Source organism: Ruoffia tabacinasalis (assembly GCF_005864045.1).
In the GTDB taxonomy this organism is placed as follows: Bacteria; Bacillota; Bacilli; order Lactobacillales; family Aerococcaceae; genus Ruoffia; species Ruoffia tabacinasalis.
The window spans coordinates 1-24,824 of the sequence record NZ_VBSP01000017.1 but is presented as its reverse complement, the minus strand read 5'-3'; the positions used below and the strand labels follow the sequence as shown (position 1 = coordinate 24,824).

Sequence of the window (24,824 nt, the reverse complement as noted above, 5' to 3'; positions counted from 1 at the left end):
TTTTGTTTGGGCTGGTAATTGGGGAAAAGCGTCACTATGGAAAATCAAAGTGACGCTTTATACCAACCTTATTGCCCAGACAACCATCCACTCAAAAAAACAAGGAATCTGCCCGTTAGCAGTTGCTTGCCTCTATAAGAGTTTATTCCGAAATTGATACTGGAACAAATTCAAATTTTGTTACATCGATCAAGCCCATGTCTGTAATTTTAAGTGCAGGAATTACAGAAAGTGGCATGAAACTTAAAGTCATAATTGGATCAACACGGTGAGAAATTTCTAACTTCTCGTGTGCAACTTTATTAATGGTATCTTGTTGTGCCATCACTTCTTCGGCTGTTAAATCACTCATCAAGCCGCCCACTGGGAGAGGAAAATTAGCAATGACTTGACCGTCTTTAACTAACACGACACCGCCTTGAAGTCGCTCCAATTCTTTCACAGCAAAAGCCATATCAGAATCATTTGTTCCCGCAACAACCACATTATGATTGTCATGTGCAATCGATTGAGCAATTGCTCCGTATTTCATTCCATAATTTTTCAATAGAGCCACACTCACATTACCAGTTAAGTGATGGCGCTCAATCACAGCAATTTTAACTACTGGAATGTCAGGATTATATTCAAAAATCCCATCAGCATCGCGGTCCACTTGAATAATTGCTTCATTCGTAATGACTTCCTGTTCTACGACTTCGATGGCACGGACAGTATCAGACTCTAAAGGTAAAACTAAACGCTCTTCGCTAAAATCCTTATACTTCACGCTCGATTCAACGACTTCGTAATTGGCACGCTGAATCGGAACTAAATATTCGCCGTCTTTAGCAATCAATTGGCCTTCAACATAAGTGCGTTGAATAGTTAATTTATCGAAATTATCAAAAACAATGAAGTCAGCGCGTAAACCAGGTGCAATTGCTCCGCGGTCACGCAGACGTGTCGCTTCAGCAGTATTAATTGTTGCCATTTGAATGGCAGTTATTGGATCCAGACCTTCTTCAACACAAATTCGTAAACTATTATCTAGATGGCCTAACTCTAAAAGTGTCTTTGCTTGGACATCGTCACCAGATAAAAGACAGCGACGGCTATTGGAAGAAGTGACTCCTTTAAGTAACATGCGTAAGTTTTGTGTCACAGACCCTTCACGCAAGAAGACGTACATACCGCGACTTAATCGCTCATGCATTTCTTCAATCGTAGTACATTCATGATCATTTTCCACCCCAGCAGCAATATAAGCGTTCAAATCTTTACCTGTAACCATCGGACTGTGTCCGTCAATACGCTTGCCGTGCTCACGAGCCACCATCACTTTGTCAATGACGCTATCCTCATTATTAATAATACCTGGAAAGTTCATAAATTCAGCTAAACCATCAACTTGCCCGTCAATAATTGGTTGAACCATATCTTGGGCAGTGATAACTGCGCCAGAGTTTTCCATATTCGTTGCAGGCACACAAGAAGGCATCATATAACGGATATCAATCCCTACATTCTGAGATGCATCAATCATGTAGCTTAATCCGTCCATGCCAGCCACATTAGCAATCTCATGAGGATCTGCAAGCGCCGTTGTTGTCCCATGAATCGCTAATAACCGTGCAAATTCTTCTGGAGTCACATAGGAAGATTCAACATGAATATGTGGTTCGATTAACCCGGGTGCTACAATCTTACCTGCTAAGTCGTGAACCTCTTTACCTTCATAATCGCCCCCAATGCCGGCAATGACGCCTTCTGTGATCGCAATATCCCCTTCAATTAATTGCCCTTGATAGACATCGACAATTCGTGCATTTTTAATGACGAGATCTGCCGATGTTCGCCCTGCTGCCACGTCGATTAAATGTTTTAGTGATGCTTTATTCATGATGTCCTCCTTAAAAAAATAACTTTTATCTATAATAGGCAATAGATGGACTACCTTTCAATGATTAGCGGATAATAAACGTATAATAAATACCATTGTTCGTGTTATTCACTGAAGTGAATAAGTTGTTCTTATTTTATACTAGCTTGCATTTCAGTTATAATGATAGTGTAAAGAAGGCAAAGACAGGTGATAAAATGGCGAAAAAAGATAAAACAAATGTGATGCGTGTGCTTGAGCAAAATAAAATCGAGTATACTGGCTATCAATGGGAAGATGTAGACAAATTAAAGGTTGAGTCGCCCATTTATAAAACCCTTGTTACACAAGGGAAATCGGGTGAACATTACGTCTTCGTTGTTCCAGTAACGCAAGAATTGAATTTAAAAAAAGCCGCTAAAGCTGTTGGCGAAAAAAATATTCATATGATCAAAGAAAAAGAATTACTTCCACTCACAGGCTACATGCATGGAGGTTGTTCACCCATTGGGATGAAGAAGCAATTTAAGACTGTGCTAGATGAATCGGCGAAAGAGTACGAACTTATTTTATTCAGCGGAGGAAAAGTTGGCTTTTCAGTGGAAGTAAACCCAAGGGATTTAGTAGCAGTTATTAACTTTGAACTCGCAGATATTGCGACAGCATAATAGAGGAGAGATAGTATGGCAGACTTTAAATTTGAAATTATAGAACATTACGGCCAATTAAGTGAGAATGCGAAAGGCTGGTCAAAAGAATTAACAAAAGTTAGTTGGAATGAACGTGAGCCCAAATTTGATATACGAGACTGGAGTCCAGAATACGACAAAATGGGGAAAGGACTAACTTTTACAGAAGAAGAATTAAGAGTACTTCGCGATGTATTAAATAAGATGGATTTATAAAATGATTGAATACCAAAAGAAAGTCGATATTACCCACGAGGCACTGATTTATTTATATGAAAGTGTCGGATGGAGCGCTTACACACAAGATAATCCGGACTTAACGAGTTTACTCGAAGGAGCCAAGCATTACTTAACAGCTTGGGACGGAGAACGTCTAATTGGCTTGATTAGAGTCGTAGGCGACGGTGTATACATTGCTTATATTCAAGATGTTTTGGTCCATCCTGATTATCAAAGGCAAGGAATCGGAAAGTATTTAATGCAAAAGATGTTAAAAGAGATCCGATACGCAAAGCAGATTATATTAACTACTGAGAATTCACCTGCAACGAAAGCATTTTATCAGTCACTAGGAATGAAGGAATTCAATGAAACTGGTGCGTTAGGTTTCTCAATGTAGCGTGCTTGAGATGAAAAAGTCGAGGAGGACTTTATCATGAGTAAACAGAAGAAGAGCGATAACAAAGGTAATACTGGGATGTGGATGGGAATTTGTATAGCCTTAGGAGTTGCTTTTGGGATAATGATGGACAATATTGGAATAGGGATTGCATTAGGCGTAGCCTTTGGAGCTGCCCTTAGCTCAATCAATAGGGACCCAAAAGAAAAAGATAAAGAGAAGTAAACTATTGAACAGTCATCAGGTACTATATGTCGTTGATCAACACTATAGGTGAATAAAAATTGACTAAAAATAATAAAAATAAAAAAGGTGTGTTGTAAGATGAAATGCAACACACCAAATTCTTATTAAATATTTCTGCTTTAAGTTGAGTTTAGTAGATTATTATTTGCTGAACTTCACTTTCAAACAGAAATGTTGAGTTCAGCTTTGGCATTTACCAATGAACTGCATTTTTAACGAAAAAAATGGAGTTCATGTCAACAAAAAACGCTAAACTTCAATTCTCTCACTTTCACTCTTACTTACTGATAATACTGTGCCTGTGCACTCCATAATTCCTGGTACTTTCCTTTTTCATTCACCAGTTCTTTGTGTGTGCCTCTTTGTACGATCTCCCCTTGATCAAAGACGAGTATTTCATCGCAGAATTTGGAGCTTGAGAGTCTATGGGAAATATAAAAAGCTGTTTTATCTTTTACTAAGTTATCAAAGTTTTGATATATTTTAAATTCAGTCATTGGGTCCAGTGCAGCGGTCGGCTCATCTAAAATCATAACTGGCGCATCCTTATATAAAGACCGAGCGATGGCTATTTTCTGTTCTTGGCCCCCAGAGACACTGACGCCTGATTCTTCAAATTCTGTTCCCAGGTAGGTTTCTTCCTGATTGGGTAGATTTCTAACGAAGTCGCCTAACCCGACTTTATCTAAGGTAGACAACACTTTCTTTCTATCAAAAGAGGGTTTTACAGAAACGTTTTGTCCCAATGAAAATCCGACTAGATGGTAGTCCTGGAAGACAACGCCAAACAGATTGAAGTATTCTCTTAAATCATACTTATGGGCATCGATTTTATTCATTTTTATTGTCCCTTCACTCGGTTCATATAAACGAATCAGTAGCTTAATAAACGTTGTTTTACCTGAGCCATTTTCTCCAACTATGGCATACTTTTTACCGACTTCAAACTTTTCAGTGATGTTCTTTAGGACTGTTTCATCTGAGCCGGGATAAGAAAAACTCATATTCTCTATTGCGAAATGATAGTCATTATCTAACCTTTTTTCTACAGGTAAACTGCCGACGACCTCTTCATCAGGCAAGTCCATGAATGCATAATACTGCTCTAATTCACCTGGTGAAGAAATCATCATCATGCCGTGCTGGATAACATCTGGTAAAGCAGAGACCATTTGACTGAGTGCGCTGGAAAGTTGAATAATCAAAGCAACAGGTAAAGCTCCGATTAAAACAAGCAAGCCGACATAGGCATAGGTCAAATAGGTCATCACCTGAAATAAGCCGGTAGTAGGGATCATCATGGATCGAAAGCGTTTATAGTTTTCAGACAGTAATCTCCCTGTCTGTTCAGACTCAGCTCTTTTATTTTCGATCATTTTTTCAGTTAAATTGTAGAGGCGCATTTCTTTTCCGGACTTAAAGTCCTGAAGGATCCCATCTTCATAGAAAAATCGGGCATTAGATTCTTTCAATTCCGCAAGAAGCGCTTTTAGCCGTTCACCTGATTTTTTGGATGACGCGATTTGAATCCATACACTGATTCCAATCAGTAGAAGAAAGACACTGATAACAAGACTTGGGTGCATCCACCAAAAGTCGTCTGGTAGTAAGCCGGTGTCTACTCTAAATAACGGAGTGAGTAAAATAACCCCCCATATAATACTGACCAATCCAGGCATCATTTCTTTTATACGGACATTGATCATCGGAAGAGAAGATTGGCTGCTCATCATATTTCGGTTGATGATTTCTAATTCTTCTCTTACTTCTGAACTTTCCGCATAATGGTAATGCATAGTTAACATCTTTTTATTTGGTTCAGCAAAGAGTTTTCTAAAAAACAGAGAATCCTCATGAGTGATTAGCGGGTCTATCCATCCAGAAATCAGTTGCAACACCAACAAGATGACCAAATACTGCATGATTAAAGAAGGGATGCGTGTCATGTCATCTCTTGTTAAGGCATCCACAATTTGGGTCATATAGATGTAGCCGATAAAAGGCAAACTGTATCTCGCCAATGATTGGACAAAGAACAGAACATAGTAAGTTTTGCCAACTCTAAACAAATCTTTAAAGGCACGTTTATACACGGTCAGCTTTTCCATTAAATAACCCCTCCTGTTACGACTGGCTCGTCTTCTTCCTCTTTTTCTTCCTTATCATGTTTATAGTAATAGGCTTGTGCTTCGTAAAGCTTAAAGTAATCTTTTTGCTCAGCCATTAATTCTTCGTGCGTTCCGACTTCTGTTATATCTCCATTTTTGATGTAAATAATGCGATCACAAAAACGGGTAGACGAAAGTCGGTGAGATATAAAAATAGATAATTTATCTTTAGAAAACTGGAAGTAATCCTGATAAATCTGATGTTCGGCGATCGGATCCAAAGCCGCAGTCGGTTCATCCAGTAAGAGAACGGGTGCGTCTTTATATAAGGCTTGAGCTAGTTTCAATTTTTGTAACTGCCCTCCCGACAAATTCACTCCATCTGGATAAACAGCGCGCACAATTTTTGTCTCGTCTCTTGACTTGAACTTTGAAATGATGTCAGTCAAGCCACTTTGTTTCAAGACACGATTATACTTTAATTCATCAAAGGGCAAGCCTTGAATGACCGTCTCTTTAATGGAATAGGTCAATAAAAATTTCTCCTGAAATACAGGCGCAAATAAAGCATAATAGTCTGAAATGTTAAACTCACTCTGAGCTACTCCGTTAATATAAATTTCTCCAGTATCTGGTTTAAGTAAACCGGCAATTAAATTAGTCAGTGTCGATTTCCCAGCCCCGTTTTCTCCTACTATAGCTAAATTTTCGTATGGTTTAATGGTTAAAGATACATTGTTTATCGTTGATGTATCATTATTTGGATAAGTATAGGTCACATTTTTTAATTCAATCGACAGAGGTTCTTTTGGCAAAGGTCTGCCTTCTCCATGGTTAAATATTTGACCTTGAGACATAAAGTCATCATATTTTTTTGTCTCGTTTAAACTCGTATTCATTTTGCCTATAGCGTTGACTAAAGTCATGATGGTTTGAGCTAAGATCGTGACAGACCCGGCAAAGATGACAAAGCTAGAAACCGGAATCGCTCCTGCCGCAATCAATTGAACACTTCTAATATAAGATAAGGCAGATAGACCGATAATCCCTATATTTACCAGAGTACTTTCTGTCCATGTCAACTTTACTTTCGGTTTGATAAGCCGGTGGTATTCCGCAATTGTTTTATCTTCAATCTGCTTGAACCAGTCTTTCATCTGGAAAATACGTACATCTTTAGTGATACGGGATTCCCCATACACTTTTTTCAAGTAACGTAATTTTTGAGAATTGGCTGCTTTCGCTTGAAATAATTTCCGGTCCATCTTCACTTGCCATACGTTAAAGAAGACAACGATGAGCAGAAACACACCCACTAAAACAAGAAACAGAGATTCTAATTGACTTAATATATTGATATACAAAACAACCCCTAGAAATGAACTGCATAATTCAATAATTTCTGTTACTAATCGGCCAAAAAGGGTCGTGTTGTTATCGGTCAATTCACTGGCATTGTTGTATCTCTCCTGCGCTTCTTTTCCTATAATGAGCGGATAATCCAGCTTCAAATACTTCGTTTCAATTTTATTTCTCATGAAATCTCTCAAATGGTTCATATTCTCTTCTTGGTAGAGCATAAAATAGTAGTTACCCATTTGAGCGATGCCAATAAGAGCAATAAATACGAGTAATCTTAGTAGGTATTCTCTAATCGCTACCCCTTCCATTGACCACTGAATCACAAAAGCAGATAAAAGCAATTGGAGTAAGGGTAAGGCCGCGCTAATAAGGGGAGCTAATAGAATGGCTATAAATACTGTCGGTTTGAATGCATATAATTCCTTCAATAGAATTTTTGTATACTTCACTTTTTCTTTCATCTTCATCACCTCAATCGTATCTTACCAAAAAAAATACACTCCCTATTCAGAAGTGTATGAATGGTTAGTATTTGGTTACGAACGGTTTTTAAGCGGCAATGTCACTTCTGTCGCAAACACGCCATCTTCCCATTTACGGTTGACCATGCCTTGATACCTCTCCACTGCCTGGTCAATTCGGTACAAGCCATAGCCTCTTCTGTTGATGCTTTTTAATGAAAACAGAGAAGGTTTTGGATTCTCTGTCATCGTGTTCGTCACATTAATATATAACGTGTTTTTCATTGGTGCTATGTATAAACGAATAAAACGTTCATCAGAAGAACTGGATTCTTTCTCAGTCGCTTCTATAGCATTAGTCAGCAAGTTACCCAATATAATTGCTAAATCGACATGCTCTACACCCAGTTCATTTGGAGCAATGGCTGTCGCATAGAGGGAAATCCCTTTTTGTTTAGCAGCTGTCAACTTTGTATTAACGATGGCATCTATCATCGTATTTCCTGTTTGAATGATCGTATCGACTTGATTCAATTCATTGGTCAGCTGTTTAATATATGCATCCAGTTCATCCAGACGGTGGTCATTCATTAAGGTGTGCATCACCTGTAAATGATTGCGATAGTCATGACGAATGCCTCTCATCTGTCTATAAATCGTTTCGACTTCTACACTGTATTGGTCGAGTTCCTTTTCTTGTATTTTATAAAAATCAATGCTCTTTTTTTGCCTAACTATAACTATCCCTGCACTGAGAAGGATAATAAGTACGACGGTTAGTCCTATTCAATCAGTCATTGTAAAACACCGCTCCTTTATTAAAGGCAATAAATTTTTCTTGAACTGTTTTAGCGAGACGCCTAGAAACAGGGACGGTTTGTCCGTTGGATAATTCAACATCTGTTTTTAATAGGCGATGGATGTGAGCGACATTGACTAAGTAACTTCGGTGAGTCTGGATAAAGTCAGCGTTAAGCTTGTCCTCCAATTCTTTTAAAGGACGAGTGACGGTTATCACTTGATTGTTTAAATGAATCTCACATTCACGTTTAATGACTTCAATGTACAGAATATCATCCAGTAGAAGTTTATGCATCTCACCTTCTGCTTCCAGTGTTAAGGTTTCTTTCACTAAGGGTTTTTTATCGAGATGTCTTTGAATGACTTGCTTAATTTTGTCTCTTTCAATGGGTTTGAGTAGGTAATCCAGTGCCTGGACTTCATAACCTTGAACGGCATGTTCGGCGAATGCGGTCGCAAAGACGAGCGTCACTTCATGGTCTATTTCTCTTATTTTCTTAGCCACTTCCAACCCATTAATCTGCTTCATCTCGATGTCCAAGAATACAATATCTAAGCCCTTGTTGTCTTCTAACTCAAAAAGAAAGGCTTCTCCACTTGAATAGGAGGATACTTTTGCGTGTAGACCCATTTCTTTGATTGTTTGATTGATTAGTGACTTCATCGCATCGAGTTGAATGTTTTCATCATCTACTATCGCTATGTGTAATTCTTTTGACATTCAAAGACCTCCTCTTCTCCAATACTCATACTATCCGTTCCACTTGATTTTTCCTAATCATCGTCGTTAGACATAATATAACATAAATGATTGATGGCAATAACAAACAATTAGTGGTTGGTCGTTTTTTTAAGCATTATGGTGTTTATTATTATGGTGTGTTGTAAGATGAAACGCAACACTAAAAAAAGTCTTTGCATTCAAATATCAAACGTGGTATTATACTGATGTTGCACGCAAATGCATAATAATTAACTGTGGTTTAGCATATAAATCACGGCAGAAAGGAAGTAGACATATGAAAGCAGGAATTCATCCAGAATATTCACAAGTAGTTTTCCGTGATACATCAACAGGTTTTGAATTTTTATCAGGTTCTACAAAAACATCCAATGAAACAGTAGAGTGGGAAGATGGAAACACATATCCATTAATCCGTGTTGAGATTTCTTCAGATTCTCATCCATTCTATACAGGACGTCAAAAATTCACGCAAGCCGATGGACGTGTGGACCGTTTCAACAAAAAATTCGGTTTCGCAGACAAGAACGCAAAACAAGAAGACTAATAGCATAGAAATGTTGTTAAAACAACATTCAAGAGGTTTACTGTTCATAGCAGTAGACCTCTTTTTTTGTTTGTTAGATAAATAACTTAAAAAATTTAAGGATGGTATTGTATTAAATTCACTATCGTGTCTATTTGTAAAACATTAAGCACGCTGGACAAACTACTTTTCATTTGGTGCGTAAAGGTGAGTTGATAACCTATCAACCGTGTTTATCTAAAAAGTGAATCACAATTAGTCTACGGTACGTGGATTGTTAATAGAGTCAGTAAGGATTAAAATAGTCTAGAGGTGGGTATATGGATAAAAAGAGTAGAAAACAATTAATAAATGAGTATAAAAATAGAAAACCAGAGATGGGTATCATCTCCATTAAAAATAATTCAACTAAAGAACGTTTTTTAGACATATCTAAAAGTATACAAGCAGATTTAAATAGTCACCGCTTTAAGCTAAAGGCAAACTGGCACCCTAATCATAGAATACAAGTGATATGGAATGAACATAGTGAAGCAGACTTTGAGTTCTCAGTCATTAAAGAATTAGAATATGAAGATTCGACGGTAGATTATACAGAAAAATTGGAAGCCATTTTAATGGAATGCTTGGAAGCTGATCATTATGCAAGCAGATTAAATAAAGAATAGAAGAAGGGGTAAGGAAGCGAACCATGGATAATATTAAGATAGGTAATTTGATTGCTCAATTACGACAGGAAAGAGGATTGACTCAACAAGACATTGCGAATGCGTTAAGTATTAGTAATAAGACAATATCAAAGTGGGAGTGTGGTTTAGGAGCGCCCAATATTTCACTCTGGGCAGATTTATCCACCATTTTAGGAGCAGATGTCGTTGATTTAATGGAGGGTGAAATGACTCTAAACGAACCTGATGGTGGGAATATAAATAAAATCCGCTTTTACGTCTGTCCGACATGTCACAATGTTTTAGTCAGTACAGGGAGTGCATCAATCTTTTGCTGTGGAAGAAAGTTGACTCAACTTGAAGTGGTAGAAGATGAACATGCTCCAAATATAAAGACTGAAGTGGTTGATATTGATTATTTTATAACCATTGATCATGAAATGACAAGAAATCATCACATTCTTTTTGCAGCTTATGTTAAAGGGGATAAGTATTTCTTGAACCGTCTTTATCCCGAACAAGATCCGACAGTGCGTATGCCATATATGGCAAATGGTCAGTTATATTTATATTGTATCCAACATGGATTAACTAAGTATTCTATATAAAAAATCTAAGCAAACTTGGCTACCTAGTTTAATAGCAGAAACACCTGACGACCGATTTATGCGTCTAACCCAGGTAGCTTAACATTCGCTTCGCAAGTAGTTGCGATTAACTTCCAAACAGTTGCAGCAGCTAACAACTATTGGAAATAAGAGACAGTATAATCCTCAATAATTGTAGTTATTTTAACTACATTGTTGAGGATTTTTTTGGTCAGATAATGTCCTTGAGAAAAAGTCAGGGACACGATATACGATTTTATGCCCTTGAAAAAATCTTAAGGACACAATTCACACTTGCGACCCATTATCCCGTCATTGCATTTAACTCAATGCCTGCCTTCGCTTTTTTGAAGGTCAATAATGAAAGTTTAATGAGCGGTTTCGTTGACTTTAAGGGTTTAAAACGTTACCATTCTAATAGATATTTGATTGAAATTTAAACTAAATTATTAGGAGGATTTATATATGTTATTTGAAAATGTTGTCGACGCAATTGGGTATACACCCGTAGTTAAAATCAATGGTCTAGATGATTCTTATGCAGATGTTTATGTAAAACTTGAGAAGAATAATCCAAGTGGATCAGTGAAGGACCGCCCTGTAAAATACATCATTCAAGATTTATTAGATAAAGGTGAACTAAAACCAGGTGGAACAATCGTTGAATCAACAAGTGGTAACACAGGTGTTGGTTTAGCAATGGTTGGAGCAGCGTTAGGTATTAAAGTAATTATTGTAATGCCAGACTCAATGAGTGTTGAGCGTCGTAAACTAATGCAAGCTTATGGAGCAGAATTAGTATTAACACCAGCTTCAGGTGGAATGAGTTTAGCAGGAGAAAAAGCGGAAGAAATTGCTAAAGAGAAAAACGCACCTATCTTCGGTCAATTTAAAAACGAAGCAAACGTAACTTCACATGAAGAAACAACTGCCCGTGAAGTATTAGAAGATGTTCCGGATGTGGATGGTTTCGTTGCAGGTATCGGTACTGGAGGAACAATTACAGGTGTAGGACGTGTATTAAAAGAAAATAATCCAGAAACAGTTATCTGGTCAGTAGAGCCAGAAGCTTCACCAATCTTAACAAAAGGAGAAGCAGGATCGCATAAGATTCAAGGTTTAGGAGCGAACTTTATTCCAGAAATCCTTGACCAATCTGTCATTGATAAGATTGAAACCGTATCGAACGATGAAGCGATTAATACAGCTGTTGAGTTAGCGAAGTCACAAGGGATCTTAGCTGGATTTTCTTCTGGAGCGAACTATGCAGTGGCATTACGTTTAGCAAAAGAATTAGGGAAAGGTAAGAAAGTAGTCGTTGTATTACCAGATAGTGGAGAACGCTACTTATCTTCTGGGTTTTTCGGCGATGGACAAGCAGAATAATTATAGCGACGAAGCCCTTGAACTCGCGCAATACATTTATGAAAATGACCCTGCCGCAACAAGCGTAGAGGAAGTCACTGACTTGTACCCAGGCTTTAAAGCAATAAAAAATCATTTAGAAGCGCATAAACTTTACTCTAAAGGTGAAGTATACGAAGCACGTAAATTATCAGAGGCATCTCGAACTGAAACAGGGATAGAGATTCATCCCGGCGCAAAACTGGGTAAGAATATCTTTATCGATCATGGTATGGGTGTGGTTATTGGTGAGACAGCGATTCTGGGAGACCGGGCTAAGCTTTACCACGGAGTGACTTTAGGTGGAACGGGGAATGAGAAAGGCAAGAAGCGCCATCCAACAATTCAACATGATGTTGAAATTGGAGCTAACGCGACTTTACTAGGTAACATTACTGTTGGTCATCACGCCAAAATCGGTGCCGGAGCCGCCGTATTAAAAGACGTCCCTCCGTATGCAACCGCCGTAGGTGTGCCAGCTCGTATTATTCTTCATGACAAAAATTGGAACCGTATCGGGGAATATCAAATTTAAAAACAAAGACGTTCAGTCTCTTTATTGGAGATTGAACGTCTTTCTTGTGTATTATTTGTCATCAGTAATAATTTGAATAAATCGGTCAGTGAAGTTTGCGGTAAAGCCCCATAGAACTTTGTAAGGAATATGGTAAAAAGGAATCTTCTGTTTGACTTCATTGAATGGATATTTTTCTCCTTGTTTAATCAAATGGAACGGAAACTCCTGTTCAGAATCGTTATCATTCGCTTTCTTAAATTCGAAGTTCAATTGATATAAAGTAGGTCTATTCTCCATTAAGTGATCTAAAGGAATTGTGAATAATCTCTCTACTTCAATATTTGGATAAATATCTTCAAAGGCCACACCGGTAATTTCTCCAACGTAACAATAAATAATTCGATTGGCAGCAATAATATAATCGATTTCCCCATAGAGGTTAATGTTCTCACGTTGGATATTTAACTCTTCCATCGTTTCACGAACAGCGGCTTCTTCAGGTGATTCATCCGTTTCAATGCGTCCCCCAGGGAAAGAAGTTTCACCTGGTTGTGAGATATGTTTACTGCGAACTTCATACAACACATGCCATTCATCCTTTATTTTTATGAGCGGGAGTAGAACAGCGTAACCTCTTTGAACTCCGAGTGCTTTAGCATCATAATGTTGGATAATCTGTCGAATTTTCTTCATATTCTCTTCCTTTTACTCACTCGAAAATATTGTTAAAGTGATGCCATTAACGGTATACTATAACTAATATCTGAAATGAGGTGTGAGTTATGTCTTTTGGTAACGATGATAACATTTTTCGTGCATTACAGCAATTTATTGACCAGTATGGAGATGAATTTGAAAATATTGAAAAAGCAATCGAAGCTTTTATGTCGTTTTATAATAAAGGTAATCTAGAAAATGAGATAGAATCAACACCTGAAATGGAATCATCAGAATTACTCGAACTATCAATGAGTATCGATGATGAGAAGCAGCGCAAGGCTTTATTACGTGAAGCGATTGAGTTGTGGCCAGAAAATTGGAACGCCCATTTAGAACTCATTGAAGGCTCTTTAGTTGAACAAATTGAACAAATTCGTAAACTGGAAATCACAGCATTTCATAAATGGGAAGAAACAGATCAAGTCGGTTGGATAAATTATGAAGAACGTCCTTACTTAAGATTAAAGTTTATGTTAGCCGTGATTTTATTTAAACAAGGCTTGTTAGAAGAAGCGTTAGAACATTTTGAAAACTTATATGAGATTGACGAGATGGATAGTTTAGGGGCACGTTATTATATTATGTCGATTTATTGCCGGACATATGACTTTGAAAGTGCCTATGAACTGTTCTCAGATGTCCCTTACCCAGCGAGTGAAGATGATCGAATGATTATTCCATTGCTTGTTGTGGCAGTTTTGACTAATAATTTGACGTATGCTAAAGATTTATTCTTAGATTTAGAAGAAGCAAATGACAATCTCTTTCAATTATTTATGGACGATTCTTGGCCAATGGATTTAATTTTAGGTTTTGGTGAAGTTGATCATTTCCAAATGAATTCCTTTGAATCTATTGCGGTTGCATTAAATGATATTTTACCTGTCGTAGTTAGCTCAGAGTATTTGTTTGACTGGATGTTGGAGGAGTATGAAGCAGCAGAACCGCATGAGCGGGTGAATTTAAATGAGAAAGTTATTTCGTTTACAGGCGCGTCAAAGCAATATCGAGCACAAACGAATCCATTTACTTATAAGTCCTATCTAGAAATACCCGTTCTGGCAGATGTCGTACATAATGCGGCGGTAACACTTCAAGAAATGGGACTGGTAAAAGTTGAAGATTTCTCAGCATATACAGAAAAAGAGCTTTTAGCCGTGAAGCATATCGGTCCACAAACCATTAAGCAATTAAAAGCAAACGGTGTAAAATTCAAAAAGAAATAACCCTCTGATTTAAGCATTTCCGAGCGCAACTTGTGTAGGAAGTGCTTTTATTGTTCTTATAAAATATAATAGAATATAGAGGCTGTATCACTCCTGTATTGTAGGGAATCCAAACCTTGAGATAATTACTTTAAGAGTGTAAAACCCTTTCAGTTTTAACTTGGATATGATACAGTGTTGTATATAAAGTAATACAGATTAAATATAAAACTATACGTATAAATCAGTTGAAATAAAGGAGATTATTATGGAAAGAATTGGGAACTTTTTATTAATTACTAAAGATGGCGATAACTATACAGTGAGTATGTCTGCAGAATTACAAGATGATGTTGGAACCGTTGGTTTTGTGGAATTTAACCAAGAAGATAACTTAGAAGTGGATGATGCAATTTTAAACTTAGAAGCATCGAAGACAGTACTAGAGATTGCATCACCTATTGCTGGAACAATTGTAGAACGCAATACAGCAGCGGAAGATAATCCTCAATTATTAAACTCAGCGAAAGCAGATGAGAACTGGTTAGTAAAATTAACTAACGTTGACGAAGAAGCATTCAATGCTTTAGAAGAAGCGTAAGCATAAGCAATACATGGACGCATTTAAGTGGGGGCCAAGCCCTTTGCTTAAGTGCGTCTACTTTATCTAGGAAAATGTAAAATTGAAAGGACGAGTCAATGAAAGCAATTGCAGATCTTGAATGGATGGTCCAATATTTATCAAAAGAAGATGATGCCCCTACACTTGAGGAATCGGAAGATACTTTTAAGAAATGGCGTCATTTGGTCAATGTCCGTCCACCAAAAGCAATCTCGGAAGAGTACTTAGAACATGAGGACCACTTTCTAAAAGCAAATAATAATCAAGAAGAAGCAGTAACTTTAGAAGATTTAACGCCAGATGAAGGAGATAATATTTATCTTTGGAAAGGTGATATTACAACTTTAGCGGTTGATAGTATAGTGAATGCAGCCAATTCAGAGCTGTTAGGATGTTTCATCCCAAATCATAATTGTATTGATAATATTATTCATACAAAGGCGGGCATTCGTTTACGACTTGCATGTCACGAAATTATAACTGAACAAGGGAAGAAGGAACCGGTAAGTAAAGCAAAATTGACTCCAGCCTATCACTTACCAGCCAACTATATTATTCATACTGTTGGACCTACTGCCAGTGGCAGAGTGACAAGAATCAATCAAAAGTTACTTACCCAAACATATCAAGCATGTTTAGAGATGGCCGATCGGAACCAACTTGAAAGTATTGCTTTCTGCTGTATTTCAACCGGGGTCTTCGGCTTTCCGAATGAGCCAGCAGCGGAAATTGCGATTAAGACGGTTCGTGATTATTTAAGTGAACATGAGACAGATTTAAAAGTGATATTCAATGTGTATGAAGACGAAGATGAAGCGATATATCAAAAGAAATTAATTAAAGGAGACGCATGATGACAAATTATTGGAAGACCCTTGAAGCAGAGCAAGGAACTTTAGAAGATGGACAAGTGTTACAAGGATTGCTTGATGAAGCGGACGCCATTGTTGTAGGTATTGGAGCTGGAATGTCAGCAGCAGACGGCTTTAAATATATTGGGTCGCGCTTTACAGATGCCTTTCCTGACTTCATTGAAAAGTACGGCCTACTAGATATGTTACAAGCAAGTCTGTTCGACTTTGAAAGTGTGGAAGAGTACTGGGCATTTCAAAGTCGCTTCGTTGTCTTAAACTATTTAGATCAACCTGTAGGGCAATCTTACTTAGATTTAAAAGACATGTTAGAAGGTCGCAATTACCATATTATTACAACAAATGCTGATAATGCCTTTGATGTAGCCGATTATGATAGTGACCATGTCTTTCACATTCAAGGTGAGTATGGTTTATGGCAATGTTCAAAACACTGTCATCAACAAACTTACCGCGACGATTCAGTAATTCGTGAGATGGTGGAGCAACAAGCGAATATGAAAGTTCCGTCTGAATTAGTACCACACTGTCCAGAATGTGGTGCACCTTTTGAAATTAACAAGCGAAATGAAGAAAAAGGTATGGTGGAAGATGGCGATTTCCATGCACAAAAAGATCGCTATGAAGCCTTTCTAAAAGAAAATGAAGGCAAAAAAATAGTCTTTTTAGAAATCGGCGTGGGACACACAACGCCTCAATTCATTAAACATCCCTTCCAAAAAATGACGGAAGCAAACGACAAAGCATTATTTGTTACAATGAATAAGAAAAATTACCGAATTCCAAAAGCGATCCGCCCGCAAACAGTTCACTTAGCCCAAGACATCGCTAATACGATTCACAAAGCTAAAAACTTCGATGCGGTCAAATAAACATATAATAAAGCACTCGTATCCCAGTGATGCGAGTGCTTTTTAGCATTTGAATGTGGTAATAGATGGGTGAATAATAGAGTGGGAGAAGGTGAAGGAATAACTGATTATTTAACCGAAATTTTGAACGGATTTACTTTAACTCAAGCAGAAGTCGAACAACTAAGCTCCGAAATCGATGTAAGAACATACAAACAAGGAACAATACTCCTTAGGCTAGGTGATGTATCAAAAGAATGTTACTTCGTGTTACAAGGCTGTTTAAGGCAGTTTGCGATTGATGAAGCCGGTGAAGAAAACACTTATAATTTCTACACGGAGAAACAAACAGCGATTAATTATAAAAGTTATACCTAGAGAATCCCTTCAGAGTATTCAATTGAATGTGTCGAAGATTCTGTATTGATCGTCGGTGATTTTATTAATGAAGATGTGATGTTTCAAAAATAAATTAAATTAATTGTATTTACGCGAGGCTTCATGAAAGAAGACCTAGCACACATTCAAGACAATAATGCCCGTTTCATTAGCGCCTCACCACAAGAACGTTACTTAAATTTATTAGATACTCGTCCTGCTCTCATTGACCACGTTCCTCAACATCAATTGGCTAGTTTACTTGGAATGAAACCAGAATCAATTAAGCCGCATTAAGCACTGGTTTAACCTTTAGAGCCATGCCTTTTTTAAGATAAACTAAAGTGGCAAACTCAATTCGCCTAAAGCCATCGGGACCGCTAAAAAGCCTTATAATTGTGAAGCCAGAGCTGTCATGTCTGGTCCGAGTAAAGTTAAAGTATGGATGATAATATAGCTCACACCAGGCAGTAATAATAAATAACCAATTACTTTATGAATCGGTGTTGCTTTCAATACGGCATAAGCTAGAACTAATACATGCAAGCCGAAAATTATTAAGCCAAAGCCCCAAATTAAGCTAAAAGTCCGTTCACCTGCAGCGATTGACGGCAGTAAAACGTCTAAATTCGCGTTTGATTGGGTAACTATTTTCTAAACTGACGCTTATCTAAAGTAAATAACCGATGGACATTGCTAAAGTAGCTGTATAAAGCAGTCGCAACCAAGCTGCGAGCAGTGAGAGGTTTTCGTGAAATTGGCGCATATATAAATGAAGTGCCCAAGCAACGATGATATCCGTGACAATTACGACAAGCCAAAGAAGTATTTCAAATCTTAAGAGAGTTAAAGTTGGTTGTAAGCGTTCGGGACTAAAAGACTGTGAATCTGCCTGAAAAATCGTAGGATGTAAATAACCATAAGCGATGCCTGAAGCAATTGCCATAATGATTAAAGTCACACCAATGAAGAGACTTATTTGCCGCATCGATAGTTCTCGTTTTTGTGTTGTTTGCATGTTATTTCCTCCTTTATTGTATAGATTCAGTTTACAAGTAAAGAGGGCACCGAGCATTGACTTAAGTTAAGATAGAAAAAAAGATTACTAGAAAAGAGGATTCTCTCAATCTAGTAATCTTTTATTTTTTTATTTGTTTTCGCGTTTCTCTTTGACAAATACTTCTAAACGTCGCATCGCTTCTTTAATATCATCGATACTGGCAGCATAGCTGAGGCGAACATGACTTTCGCCGCCGATACCAAAGGCAGAGCCCGGTACGAAAGCAACGGCAGCAGAATGAGCTAAGTCTAGACAAAAGTCCATACTATTTTGTTCCAAATCTTCTGGAATACGCGCGAACATATAGAATGCGCCACTTGGCTTAACGATTTTGAAACCTAAGCGTGTCATAAAATCATAAATATAATCACGGCGCATCACATATTTTTCTCGCATCGGTTGAGCGTCGTTCATGCCATTTTCCAACGCTTCACGAGCAGCTAATTGAGAAATCGTTGAGTTTGTGGTGACAAGATTTTGGTGCACTTTAACTAATTGGCTCATAATATTTGCTGGGGCAAAAAGGAGCCCTACACGCCAGCCTGTCATCGCATGAGATTTAGATACACCATTAATCACAATTGTTTGCTCACGAATGTATTTCGCAATCGATACGTGCGCTTCTTCGTAAACTAATTCGCTGTATACTTCATCACTAATGACAAATATTGGTCGATCACGCAGTACATCTGCGAAAGCTTTTGCATCTTCTTCCGTCCAGTTTACTCCCGTTGGATTGGTCGGGTAATTTAAGATGATTCCTTTAACGGCATCACCATGCTCTTCTAACGTATCTTTTAACATCTCTGGTGACATAACAAAATCATTGGCAGATGTATCCACTTCAATGGGTTCACCACCAGCTAAATAAATAATTGAAGAATATAAAGTAAAGTAGGGCGAGGGAACAATAATTTTATCTCCAGGATTACAAATCGTTTGAAGTGCCGTCGATAGTGATTCAGTCGCCCCAACAGTTACAATGACTTCGTCTTCCCATTGATAATTTAAATCATATTTTTCTTTAACGAAATTTGCGGCTGCTTGACGTAGACGGTTATCTCCAGGTGTCGATAAATATCCGGTTTGGTTGTCTTGAATCGCTTTGATTCCGGCATCTTTGACATGTTCAGGCGTATTGAAATCAGGCTCGCCTAAAGTTAATTTAATAATCCCCTCAACTTGAGACGCACTTTCATCGAAGGCCCGAATGGCATTGGGTTTAATTTTAGTTAAGTTAGTATTGAATAAATTATTTAATTCCATTTTAATGTATCCCTCATCTAAAGTTCATTTTTAGTTAGTCTATCATAATTTTAGTTGTTATTAAATGATTTTTTTATAGGATAGCGATATCATAAGGAATTTTATGCTATAATGGGAAGGAATATTTTAGAGACAATAAAAGGAGAATGTGAAATGATTTCTGCAGTAGATTTAAAAGCAGGTATGACATTTATTCAAGATGGAAAATTAATTCGAGTATTAAGCGCAAGTCACCATAAACCAGGTAAAGGGAATACAGTTATGCGTATGAAATTACGTGACGTTCGCTCTGGTGCGACTTATGATACAACTTTCCGTCCGGATGAAAAATTCGAACGTGCTTTCCTTGAAACAAGAGATGTTCAATTCTTATACAGCATGGACGAAATAGCTTACTTCATGGACTTAGAATCATATGAACAATATGAATTACCAGTAGATTCAATTGAAGATGAGTTATTATACTTATTAGAAAATATGGAAGTAAAAATCCAATTCTACGGTTCTGAAGTTATCGGAGTTGAAGTACCTCAAACTGTTACTTTAAAAGTAAAAGAAACACAACCATCAATTAAAGGTGCAACAGTAACAGGATCTGGTAAACCAGCAACAATGGAAACTGGTTTAGTAGTCAACGTTCCTGATTTCATCGAAGTTGGAGAAGCGTTAATCATCAACACGTCTGAAGGAACTTACCAAAAACGTGCGTAAATAATAATAGTTAAGGCGGATCTTCGGATTCGTCTTTTTTTGTAAAAATTAATACGAAATAAAATGTTTTCCAACACAATTTAGCGCCCAACCATGACACCGGATGGTCTCACGCTGAGCGCTATACTTTTATTATCTTTAGTCTTCTTTTGAATCTGCTTGTGCTTTTTCAAATGCTGCAAGAATATCTGGATGTTTACGTTTTAAAGAAAGTGGACGCTGAGTTTCGGCATCTAGGAAACAATGCGACGTTGATCCTGTCGTTGTTAAATCGCCCGTTTCTTTATTATATACTTTATATTCAACAGTCATTCTTACAGGTGTAAAGTGAGATATTCGCAATCGAATGATAGCCGTTGAGCCAAAAGCAAGCATTTGTTTATATTCAGCTTGAGCAGAAAGTACTGGAATCATGATGCCTTCGTCTTCCATTTGCTTATAACTGTAGCCAATATCAGATAGCCAAACGAGACGGGCTTCTTCAAACCAACGCAAATAATTGGAATGGTGCACAATGCGCATTGCATCTGTTTCATAAAACTGAATTAAATGTTCATATTCAAAAATCATTGTAAGTACCTCTCCTATTTAAAATGTGGTATACATGCTATTATATATAAAAGAAAGTCAGAATGTAATGGAGGGATTGAATGTCACTTGGACTTCGGACAATAAAGATAACACTGGCGGCCACCATCGCGATTTACATCGCACAATTTATCGGCTTAGAAAACTCACTGGCGACAGGAATTATTACGATTTTAACTTTGCTAGACACACGTAAAGCGTCTCGTCAGATTTCCCTGACTTATTTAATCGCTACGGTACTTGCTTTTGCGATTGCGACCGTCATATTTTTAATATTTGGGTTTCAAGTCTGGGCATTTGGTCTTTATTTACTCATATTTATTCCAGTTGCTTACAGGATGAATCTTCAAGCAGCCATTGCACCGATTTCAGTTTTAGTCACGCATTTTGTCATCGCAGAAAGTGTGTCGTGGCAGTGGCAACTCAATGGTGTGCTAATTATGGTGATTGGCGCTGGTATGGCGATTTTATTTAATTTATGGATGCCAAATCAAAAACCAAAATTAAAAAAAGGAATTAAAGAAATTGAAGAAAACTTCCGAGTGGTATTGGAATTAATAAATCAAAGATTACTTGAAAATGATTTTGATATACCTTTAATTCGGGCAGAAGTAGAACATGTCGATACGTCTATAGAAGATTTCAGACAACTCGCTTTATCTGAATATGAGAATCAAATATTCACTAAAGACGATTACTTCATTCGCTACGCTCAAATGCGATCTAGACAAGCAGATGTATTAAAGCGGATGATTGATTCCCTGCAACACATTTCATTAAGAACTGAACAAAATACAACTTTAGCAAATATGTTTAAACTCACTTCAGATGAATTTGCGCAAACAAATAGTGGAAAAGGTTTATTAGAAAGTATTAGTGAATTGTATAGCTATTATCGTAGCAGTGATTTACCCAAAAATCGAGAAGAATTTGAAACGCGCGCACTCTTATATCATATTCTGATTGAATTCGAGCGCTTTTTAGAAATTAAACATAAATTTTACTTAGACAAGCATATTCGCAAATTTTAATCGGTGAGGTTTCGGCAAAACTTGCCTAATAAATAAGACGACTCAACAATTGTAGTGTTGAGTCGTCTTTTGTTTTGGATAATTGTAATTTTGAGGCTGAAATGTCCTTGAGAAAATTTCAGGGACACGATCTACGTGTATATGTCCTTGAGAAAATTTCAGAGACACGAATTGCGTTTATATGTCCTTGAGAAAATGTCAGGGACACAATCTGCGTTTATATGCCCCTTAGAAAATCTCAAGGACACATCATCCCCTATGAATGTTCACGAATAAACGTGTCGATCTCTTGAAGTGATTCGGAAAAGAGGAACATTTCCCGAACTTCAAGTTTGAGGAACTCTTCTTGCACCATCCGGTCAAACTGATCCTTCAAAGACTCATAATATCCGTCAACATTGTAAAACACTGTCGGTTTATTCACGAGGCCAATGCGAGTTAAAGAGACGATTTCGGAAATTTCTTCTAAAGTCCCAACCCCACCAGGGAGGGCAATAAAGGCGTCGCCGAGCTCAATCATCCGAGTTTTTCGCTCGGGCATTGTTTGAACAATCTCCATATTCTGAACGTTGGGGTGCTTCACTTCGATCCCTCGCAACACTTCTGGGATAATTCCTTGGACATCACCATTCTCTTCCAACACTGCGTCCGCAACAATTCCCATTAAACCATTCATACCACCGCCGTAAACAAGCGCATGGCCTTGTTGTCCAATCCAAGTTCCTAATTTAGTAGCTGCTAAGCTAAAGTTTGGATTTTTACCAGGATTCGAGCCACAATAAACTGTAATGTTCATTCTCATCGTCCTTTCTTTCGCATAAAATACGTAACCCCATTATAACGAAAACAGCTCGAAAATATGAAGCAAATTTAAAAGTGTCTATTGAGTGTTTTTTTATAATTAGTTATTGTGATAAAGATTGAGAATTGGTAATATAGTTGTATTAGAATTTTATGGGAGGTTTCGGATGGGAGAAGAGGTTGAAAAAACAAATATGAACGCAAAAATAACTCATTTTTTTTTCACTAAAGATTCAGTCAAGGCCAATTTTTTATACTTAGTTTCTTTTATATTTATCCTATTTGGTTTGTTAGTAGATCCATTAAATCAAGTATGGGATGGTTTCTTAGCTATTTTAACCTCACCGAGTAATCTGATTACGGATTACTTTGAAGTAGGGGGAATCGGTGCAACTTTTGTCAACGCTGGTTTACTGATGTTGATTAATGCGATGGCAATTAAGCGATTTTCTACAAAGATAACTGGCCCATTAGTAGCGGCTTTATTTACAGTTATGGGCTTCGCCTTTTTTGGTAAGAATTTATATAATTCAATTCCGATAACACTAGGAACACTGCTTTATAGTCAATATAGGAATATGCCGATAGGTAACTTTCTACTTACATCGTTATTTGCAACGACTTTAGCACCAGTTGTAAGTATTATTACCTTTGGACAAGGTTTGTCATATTGGGTTAGTGTTCCTTTAGGAGTTTTGGTTGGAGTCTTCATTGGTTTTACGATTCATCCAATGGGATCAAGTTTCTTACGTTTTCACCAAGGATATAATTTGTATAATATGGGCTTTACGGCTGGAGTTTTAGGTATGATTATCGCGAGTATTATGCGAGTATTTGACTTAACGACGACTTATGATCCGATTATACAAACTCATTCCATTATCGAAGTTGAAGCATTCTTCGTGGCTTTTTCACTCTTTTTACTTGTTATTGGTTTCATGTTAAATGGTAAGTCTTTCAAGGGATATGGGATATTTAAGAAAGATTCAGGCCGTTTAATCTCAGACTTCGTGACGGATTATGGAGTTGGTTTAACCTTTATTAATATGGGTGTCTTAGGTCTAGCCTCTTTAGCTTATGTTTGGGTTGTAGGAGGTACGCTTGAAGGAGCCGTGATAGGTGGCGTTTTAACGGTTATTGGTTTTGGTACGTTTGGTAAGCATATCTTTAACGTAACACCCGTTGTAATTGGGATATTCGCCATGCAAGTCATGATGGCAGTAGACGAACCTAGTTCAACAGCATCACTTCTTTCGGCCTTATTTGGAACAACCTTGGCTCCAATCGCAGGCCACTATGGATGGAAGGCCGGAATTCTGGTAGGATTATTACATGCAGGGTTAGTTCCAAATACGGGTATAACTCATGCAGGTTTAAACTTGTATAACAATGGCTTTGCTGGAGGTTTCGTGGCAGCTACTGTTGTACCTGTCCTAGACGGAATTAGGGAAAGGAATGAGATGCGTGAGGGAATATCGAAAGATTAAGTTGATTATGAATGAGTTATTGGATTACTTTTATAACAGTGGTATGACACAGGCAAACATTCACTTTGGACTCTTTGATCATCAAAGTGAAATAACAATCACGGGTCAGATCGATTCAGAACCTTCCGACCTCGATTTTGTTATCGAAAAGTTACGAGCAACTCAACAACCCGAAGTGGAAGATTATTACGAAGACCTATTAGGTTTAAGAGATGACGAATTCCATGTCGATGTTTTGTCAGCACTCATTGATGTTGTCGAATATGATTTTGAAGACAATATTATGATGCTAAAAGCGATACGCAAACATCACTAAAAGGAGCCCGAAGGCTTCTTTTTTTTAGTTGAATTGCAATAAGTATTGCGACAATTTTTTATTTACTCAATTAATAAGAGTTCGTGTAAAAATACTTCCAAAGGTGTTTGGTAATTTAAGCATTTCCTAGGTCGATTATTCATTAACCACAAAGCTTGGTTGAGTTCTTGGGAAATTACTCTAGCGAGGTCTGTTTTCTTAGGAAAAAACTCACGCAGTAAACCGTTAGAGTTCTCATTGGTTCCTCTTTGCCAGGCACTATAAGCATCGGCAAAATAAAAATCAATCCCTGCTGCTTCGACCT

The 24,824-nt window shown here is 37.5% G+C and carries 32 protein-coding genes; 20 read left to right on the top strand and 12 right to left on the bottom strand.

The genetic code is table 11. The annotated features are described in order from the left end of the window. Positions 1-142: 142 nt before the first annotated feature. The gene (gene ade, locus FEZ33_RS06120) at positions 143-1,882 is read right to left on the bottom strand and encodes an adenine deaminase (RefSeq protein ID WP_138404524.1); all 1,740 of its coding nucleotides are present in this window, start codon (positions 1,880-1,882) and stop codon (positions 143-145) included. A gap of 197 nt (positions 1,883-2,079) precedes the next feature. Here ade and FEZ33_RS06115 point away from each other — a divergent pair, with 197 nt between their 5' ends. The 4 genes from FEZ33_RS06115 to FEZ33_RS06100 are packed head-to-tail and all read left to right on the top strand — an operon-like array spanning position 2,080 to position 3,394. Then, positions 2,080-2,529, top strand: a complete 450-nt coding sequence (locus tag FEZ33_RS06115; protein WP_138404523.1) for an aminoacyl-tRNA deacylase — start codon at positions 2,080-2,082, stop codon at positions 2,527-2,529. 15 nt (positions 2,530-2,544) lie between these two features. Beyond that, positions 2,545-2,766 (top strand): YdbC family protein, encoded by a 222-nt coding sequence (locus FEZ33_RS06110; protein ID WP_138404522.1) that lies wholly within the window; start codon positions 2,545-2,547, stop codon positions 2,764-2,766. Between the two features lies 1 nt (position 2,767). Continuing rightward, positions 2,768-3,169: a GNAT family N-acetyltransferase gene (locus tag FEZ33_RS06105; protein ID WP_138404521.1), complete on the top strand. Its 402-nt coding sequence runs from the start codon at positions 2,768-2,770 to the stop codon at positions 3,167-3,169. A gap of 36 nt (positions 3,170-3,205) precedes the next feature. Then, positions 3,206-3,394 carry a glycine zipper domain-containing protein gene (locus FEZ33_RS06100; RefSeq protein WP_138404520.1) on the top strand — a complete coding sequence of 63 codons (189 nt, stop codon included), beginning with the start codon at positions 3,206-3,208 and terminating at the stop codon, positions 3,392-3,394. Positions 3,395-3,696: 302 nt separating this feature from the next. On the opposite strand, the gene FEZ33_RS06095 is transcribed toward FEZ33_RS06100, so the two are convergent. The 4 genes from FEZ33_RS06095 to FEZ33_RS06080 form a co-directional block, all read right to left on the bottom strand. Beyond that, on the bottom strand, positions 3,697-5,523 hold the full coding sequence (locus FEZ33_RS06095; protein WP_138404519.1) for an ABC transporter ATP-binding protein: 1,827 nt from the start codon (positions 5,521-5,523) through the stop codon (positions 3,697-3,699). After that, entirely contained in the window at positions 5,523-7,346 is a 1,824-nt protein-coding gene (locus tag FEZ33_RS06090; protein ID WP_171031302.1) for an ABC transporter ATP-binding protein, read from the bottom strand. The genes FEZ33_RS06095 and FEZ33_RS06090 overlap by 1 nt, the downstream gene beginning before the upstream one ends. Positions 7,347-7,421: 75 nt before the next feature. Beyond that, positions 7,422-8,048, bottom strand: a complete 627-nt coding sequence (locus tag FEZ33_RS06085) for a sensor histidine kinase (protein WP_268951506.1) — start codon at positions 8,046-8,048, stop codon at positions 7,422-7,424. Between the two features lie 88 nt (positions 8,049-8,136). After that, positions 8,137-8,868 (bottom strand): LytR/AlgR family response regulator transcription factor, encoded by a 732-nt coding sequence (locus FEZ33_RS06080; RefSeq protein WP_138404516.1) that lies wholly within the window; start codon positions 8,866-8,868, stop codon positions 8,137-8,139. A 298-nt stretch (positions 8,869-9,166) separates the two neighbouring features. Between FEZ33_RS06080 and FEZ33_RS06075 the strand changes: the two genes are divergently transcribed. The 6 genes from FEZ33_RS06075 to epsC all read left to right on the top strand — a co-directional run bounded on the left by FEZ33_RS06075 (position 9,167) and on the right by epsC (position 12,630). Next, positions 9,167-9,436: a type B 50S ribosomal protein L31 gene (locus FEZ33_RS06075; RefSeq protein WP_138404515.1), complete on the top strand. Its 270-nt coding sequence runs from the start codon at positions 9,167-9,169 to the stop codon at positions 9,434-9,436. Between the two features lie 299 nt (positions 9,437-9,735). Beyond that, the gene (locus FEZ33_RS06070) at positions 9,736-10,083 is read left to right on the top strand and encodes a GIY-YIG nuclease family protein (protein WP_138404514.1); all 348 of its coding nucleotides are present in this window, start codon (positions 9,736-9,738) and stop codon (positions 10,081-10,083) included. Between the two features lie 23 nt (positions 10,084-10,106). Continuing rightward, the gene (locus tag FEZ33_RS06065; protein ID WP_138404513.1) at positions 10,107-10,691 is read left to right on the top strand and encodes a helix-turn-helix domain-containing protein; all 585 of its coding nucleotides are present in this window, start codon (positions 10,107-10,109) and stop codon (positions 10,689-10,691) included. A 54-nt stretch (positions 10,692-10,745) separates the two neighbouring features. Continuing rightward, positions 10,746-10,841 (top strand): hexameric tyrosine-coordinated heme protein, encoded by a 96-nt coding sequence (locus FEZ33_RS12985; protein WP_138404543.1) that lies wholly within the window; start codon positions 10,746-10,748, stop codon positions 10,839-10,841. A gap of 315 nt (positions 10,842-11,156) precedes the next feature. After that, entirely contained in the window at positions 11,157-12,077 is a 921-nt protein-coding gene (cysK, locus tag FEZ33_RS06055) for a cysteine synthase A (protein ID WP_138404512.1), read from the top strand. Next, entirely contained in the window at positions 12,061-12,630 is a 570-nt protein-coding gene (gene epsC / locus FEZ33_RS06050; RefSeq protein ID WP_138404511.1) for a serine O-acetyltransferase EpsC, read from the top strand. The genes cysK and epsC overlap by 17 nt, the downstream gene beginning before the upstream one ends. Before the next feature lie 51 nt (positions 12,631-12,681). On the opposite strand, the gene FEZ33_RS06045 is transcribed toward epsC, so the two are convergent. Next, positions 12,682-13,305, bottom strand: coding sequence for an NUDIX hydrolase (locus tag FEZ33_RS06045; protein ID WP_138404510.1), 624 nt, complete (start codon positions 13,303-13,305; stop codon positions 12,682-12,684). Positions 13,306-13,394: 89 nt separating this feature from the next. On the opposite strand from FEZ33_RS06045, the gene FEZ33_RS06040 reads away from it, so the two are divergent. The 6 genes from FEZ33_RS06040 (at position 13,395) to FEZ33_RS12415 (ending at position 17,557) form a co-directional block, all read left to right on the top strand. Continuing rightward, positions 13,395-14,558: a tetratricopeptide repeat protein gene (locus tag FEZ33_RS06040; RefSeq protein ID WP_138404509.1), complete on the top strand. Its 1,164-nt coding sequence runs from the start codon at positions 13,395-13,397 to the stop codon at positions 14,556-14,558. Between the two features lie 247 nt (positions 14,559-14,805). Next, positions 14,806-15,138, top strand: coding sequence for a glycine cleavage system H family protein (locus FEZ33_RS06035; RefSeq protein WP_138404508.1), 333 nt, complete (start codon positions 14,806-14,808; stop codon positions 15,136-15,138). A 98-nt stretch (positions 15,139-15,236) separates the two neighbouring features. Then, a complete protein-coding gene (locus FEZ33_RS06030) occupies positions 15,237-16,013 on the top strand; it encodes a protein-ADP-ribose hydrolase (protein WP_138404507.1) in 777 nt (258 codons plus the stop codon). Further along, positions 16,013-16,903 (top strand): SIR2 family NAD-dependent protein deacylase, encoded by an 891-nt coding sequence (locus FEZ33_RS06025; protein ID WP_138404506.1) that lies wholly within the window; start codon positions 16,013-16,015, stop codon positions 16,901-16,903. The genes FEZ33_RS06030 and FEZ33_RS06025 overlap by 1 nt, the downstream gene beginning before the upstream one ends. Positions 16,904-16,984: 81 nt before the next feature. Continuing rightward, on the top strand, positions 16,985-17,260 hold the full coding sequence (locus FEZ33_RS06020) for a Crp/Fnr family transcriptional regulator (protein WP_138404505.1): 276 nt from the start codon (positions 16,985-16,987) through the stop codon (positions 17,258-17,260). Positions 17,261-17,383: 123 nt separating this feature from the next. Then, complete coding sequence (locus tag FEZ33_RS12415) at positions 17,384-17,557, top strand: cyclic nucleotide-binding domain-containing protein (protein WP_171031301.1); 174 nt, start codon at positions 17,384-17,386, stop codon at positions 17,555-17,557. Positions 17,558-17,650: 93 nt separating this feature from the next. On the opposite strand, the gene FEZ33_RS12855 is transcribed toward FEZ33_RS12415, so the two are convergent. From FEZ33_RS12855 to FEZ33_RS06005, 3 genes are all read right to left on the bottom strand, one after another. Next, positions 17,651-17,836, bottom strand: a complete 186-nt coding sequence (locus FEZ33_RS12855) for a DUF4386 family protein (protein WP_328590773.1) — start codon at positions 17,834-17,836, stop codon at positions 17,651-17,653. 94 nt (positions 17,837-17,930) lie between these two features. Beyond that, on the bottom strand, positions 17,931-18,278 hold the full coding sequence (locus tag FEZ33_RS12850; RefSeq protein ID WP_171031300.1) for a DUF4386 domain-containing protein: 348 nt from the start codon (positions 18,276-18,278) through the stop codon (positions 17,931-17,933). 129 nt (positions 18,279-18,407) lie between these two features. Continuing rightward, positions 18,408-19,586: a pyridoxal phosphate-dependent aminotransferase gene (locus tag FEZ33_RS06005; protein WP_138404502.1), complete on the bottom strand. Its 1,179-nt coding sequence runs from the start codon at positions 19,584-19,586 to the stop codon at positions 18,408-18,410. Positions 19,587-19,739: 153 nt separating this feature from the next. Here FEZ33_RS06005 and efp point away from each other — a divergent pair, with 153 nt between their 5' ends. Next, entirely contained in the window at positions 19,740-20,297 is a 558-nt protein-coding gene (gene efp, locus FEZ33_RS06000) for an elongation factor P (protein ID WP_138404501.1), read from the top strand. Positions 20,298-20,435: 138 nt separating this feature from the next. Here efp and FEZ33_RS05995 read toward each other — a convergent pair whose 3' ends face one another. After that, complete coding sequence (locus FEZ33_RS05995) at positions 20,436-20,867, bottom strand: acyl-CoA thioesterase (protein WP_138404500.1); 432 nt, start codon at positions 20,865-20,867, stop codon at positions 20,436-20,438. Between the two features lie 80 nt (positions 20,868-20,947). Here FEZ33_RS05995 and FEZ33_RS05990 point away from each other — a divergent pair, with 80 nt between their 5' ends. Continuing rightward, positions 20,948-21,916, top strand: a complete 969-nt coding sequence (locus tag FEZ33_RS05990) for an aromatic acid exporter family protein (protein ID WP_138404499.1) — start codon at positions 20,948-20,950, stop codon at positions 21,914-21,916. A 256-nt stretch (positions 21,917-22,172) separates the two neighbouring features. Here the strand turns inward: FEZ33_RS05990 and FEZ33_RS05985 are convergent, their stop codons facing one another. Continuing rightward, complete coding sequence (locus tag FEZ33_RS05985) at positions 22,173-22,712, bottom strand: LOG family protein (RefSeq protein WP_138404498.1); 540 nt, start codon at positions 22,710-22,712, stop codon at positions 22,173-22,175. Between the two features lie 172 nt (positions 22,713-22,884). On the opposite strand from FEZ33_RS05985, the gene FEZ33_RS05980 reads away from it, so the two are divergent. Both FEZ33_RS05980 and FEZ33_RS05975 read left to right on the top strand, forming a co-directional pair. Beyond that, a complete protein-coding gene (locus FEZ33_RS05980) occupies positions 22,885-24,204 on the top strand; it encodes a DUF1576 domain-containing protein (RefSeq protein WP_138404497.1) in 1,320 nt (439 codons plus the stop codon). Between the two features lie 7 nt (positions 24,205-24,211). Beyond that, complete coding sequence (locus tag FEZ33_RS05975) at positions 24,212-24,520, top strand: hypothetical protein (RefSeq protein ID WP_138404496.1); 309 nt, start codon at positions 24,212-24,214, stop codon at positions 24,518-24,520. A gap of 62 nt (positions 24,521-24,582) precedes the next feature. Here the strand turns inward: FEZ33_RS05975 and FEZ33_RS05970 are convergent. Continuing rightward, positions 24,583-24,824: IS30 family transposase (locus FEZ33_RS05970; RefSeq protein WP_138404495.1), on the bottom strand; the 242-nt coding region annotated here is incomplete at its 5' end.

Bases quoted from the DNA above. Each gene is read 5' to 3' on its own strand.
- FEZ33_RS06065 (WP_138404513.1), top strand. From the start codon at position 10,107: ATGGATAATATTAAGATAGGTAATTTGATTGCTCAATTACGACAGGAA.
- FEZ33_RS06030 (WP_138404507.1), top strand. From the start codon at position 15,237: ATGAAAGCAATTGCAGATCTTGAATGGATGGTCCAATATTTATCAAAA.
- cysK (WP_138404512.1), top strand. From the start codon at position 11,157: ATGTTATTTGAAAATGTTGTCGACGCAATTGGGTATACACCCGTAGTT.
- FEZ33_RS06095 (WP_138404519.1), bottom strand. From the start codon at position 5,523: ATGGAAAAGCTGACCGTGTATAAACGTGCCTTTAAAGATTTGTTTAGA.
- FEZ33_RS05990 (WP_138404499.1), top strand. From the start codon at position 20,948: ATGTCACTTGGACTTCGGACAATAAAGATAACACTGGCGGCCACCATC.
- FEZ33_RS06115 (WP_138404523.1), top strand. From the start codon at position 2,080: ATGGCGAAAAAAGATAAAACAAATGTGATGCGTGTGCTTGAGCAAAAT.
- epsC (WP_138404511.1), top strand. From the start codon at position 12,061: ATGGACAAGCAGAATAATTATAGCGACGAAGCCCTTGAACTCGCGCAA.
- FEZ33_RS06110 (WP_138404522.1), top strand. From the start codon at position 2,545: ATGGCAGACTTTAAATTTGAAATTATAGAACATTACGGCCAATTAAGT.
- FEZ33_RS06105 (WP_138404521.1), top strand. From the start codon at position 2,768: ATGATTGAATACCAAAAGAAAGTCGATATTACCCACGAGGCACTGATT.
- efp (WP_138404501.1), top strand. From the start codon at position 19,740: ATGATTTCTGCAGTAGATTTAAAAGCAGGTATGACATTTATTCAAGAT.
- FEZ33_RS06035 (WP_138404508.1), top strand. From the start codon at position 14,806: ATGGAAAGAATTGGGAACTTTTTATTAATTACTAAAGATGGCGATAAC.
- FEZ33_RS12850 (WP_171031300.1), bottom strand. From the start codon at position 18,278: ATGCAAACAACACAAAAACGAGAACTATCGATGCGGCAAATAAGTCTC.
- FEZ33_RS06080 (WP_138404516.1), bottom strand. From the start codon at position 8,868: ATGTCAAAAGAATTACACATAGCGATAGTAGATGATGAAAACATTCAA.
- FEZ33_RS05985 (WP_138404498.1), bottom strand. From the start codon at position 22,712: ATGAACATTACAGTTTATTGTGGCTCGAATCCTGGTAAAAATCCAAAC.
- FEZ33_RS06070 (WP_138404514.1), top strand. From the start codon at position 9,736: ATGGATAAAAAGAGTAGAAAACAATTAATAAATGAGTATAAAAATAGA.
- FEZ33_RS05975 (WP_138404496.1), top strand. From the start codon at position 24,212: ATGAATGAGTTATTGGATTACTTTTATAACAGTGGTATGACACAGGCA.
- FEZ33_RS05995 (WP_138404500.1), bottom strand. From the start codon at position 20,867: ATGATTTTTGAATATGAACATTTAATTCAGTTTTATGAAACAGATGCA.
- FEZ33_RS12415 (WP_171031301.1), top strand. From the start codon at position 17,384: ATGAAAGAAGACCTAGCACACATTCAAGACAATAATGCCCGTTTCATT.
- FEZ33_RS05980 (WP_138404497.1), top strand. From the start codon at position 22,885: ATGGGAGAAGAGGTTGAAAAAACAAATATGAACGCAAAAATAACTCAT.
- FEZ33_RS06045 (WP_138404510.1), bottom strand. From the start codon at position 13,305: ATGAAGAAAATTCGACAGATTATCCAACATTATGATGCTAAAGCACTC.
- FEZ33_RS06040 (WP_138404509.1), top strand. From the start codon at position 13,395: ATGTCTTTTGGTAACGATGATAACATTTTTCGTGCATTACAGCAATTT.
- FEZ33_RS06100 (WP_138404520.1), top strand. From the start codon at position 3,206: ATGAGTAAACAGAAGAAGAGCGATAACAAAGGTAATACTGGGATGTGG.
- FEZ33_RS06090 (WP_171031302.1), bottom strand. From the start codon at position 7,346: ATGAAAGAAAAAGTGAAGTATACAAAAATTCTATTGAAGGAATTATAT.
- FEZ33_RS06075 (WP_138404515.1), top strand. From the start codon at position 9,167: ATGAAAGCAGGAATTCATCCAGAATATTCACAAGTAGTTTTCCGTGAT.
- FEZ33_RS06025 (WP_138404506.1), top strand. From the start codon at position 16,013: ATGACAAATTATTGGAAGACCCTTGAAGCAGAGCAAGGAACTTTAGAA.
- FEZ33_RS06005 (WP_138404502.1), bottom strand. From the start codon at position 19,586: ATGGAATTAAATAATTTATTCAATACTAACTTAACTAAAATTAAACCC.
- ade (WP_138404524.1), bottom strand. From the start codon at position 1,882: ATGAATAAAGCATCACTAAAACATTTAATCGACGTGGCAGCAGGGCGA.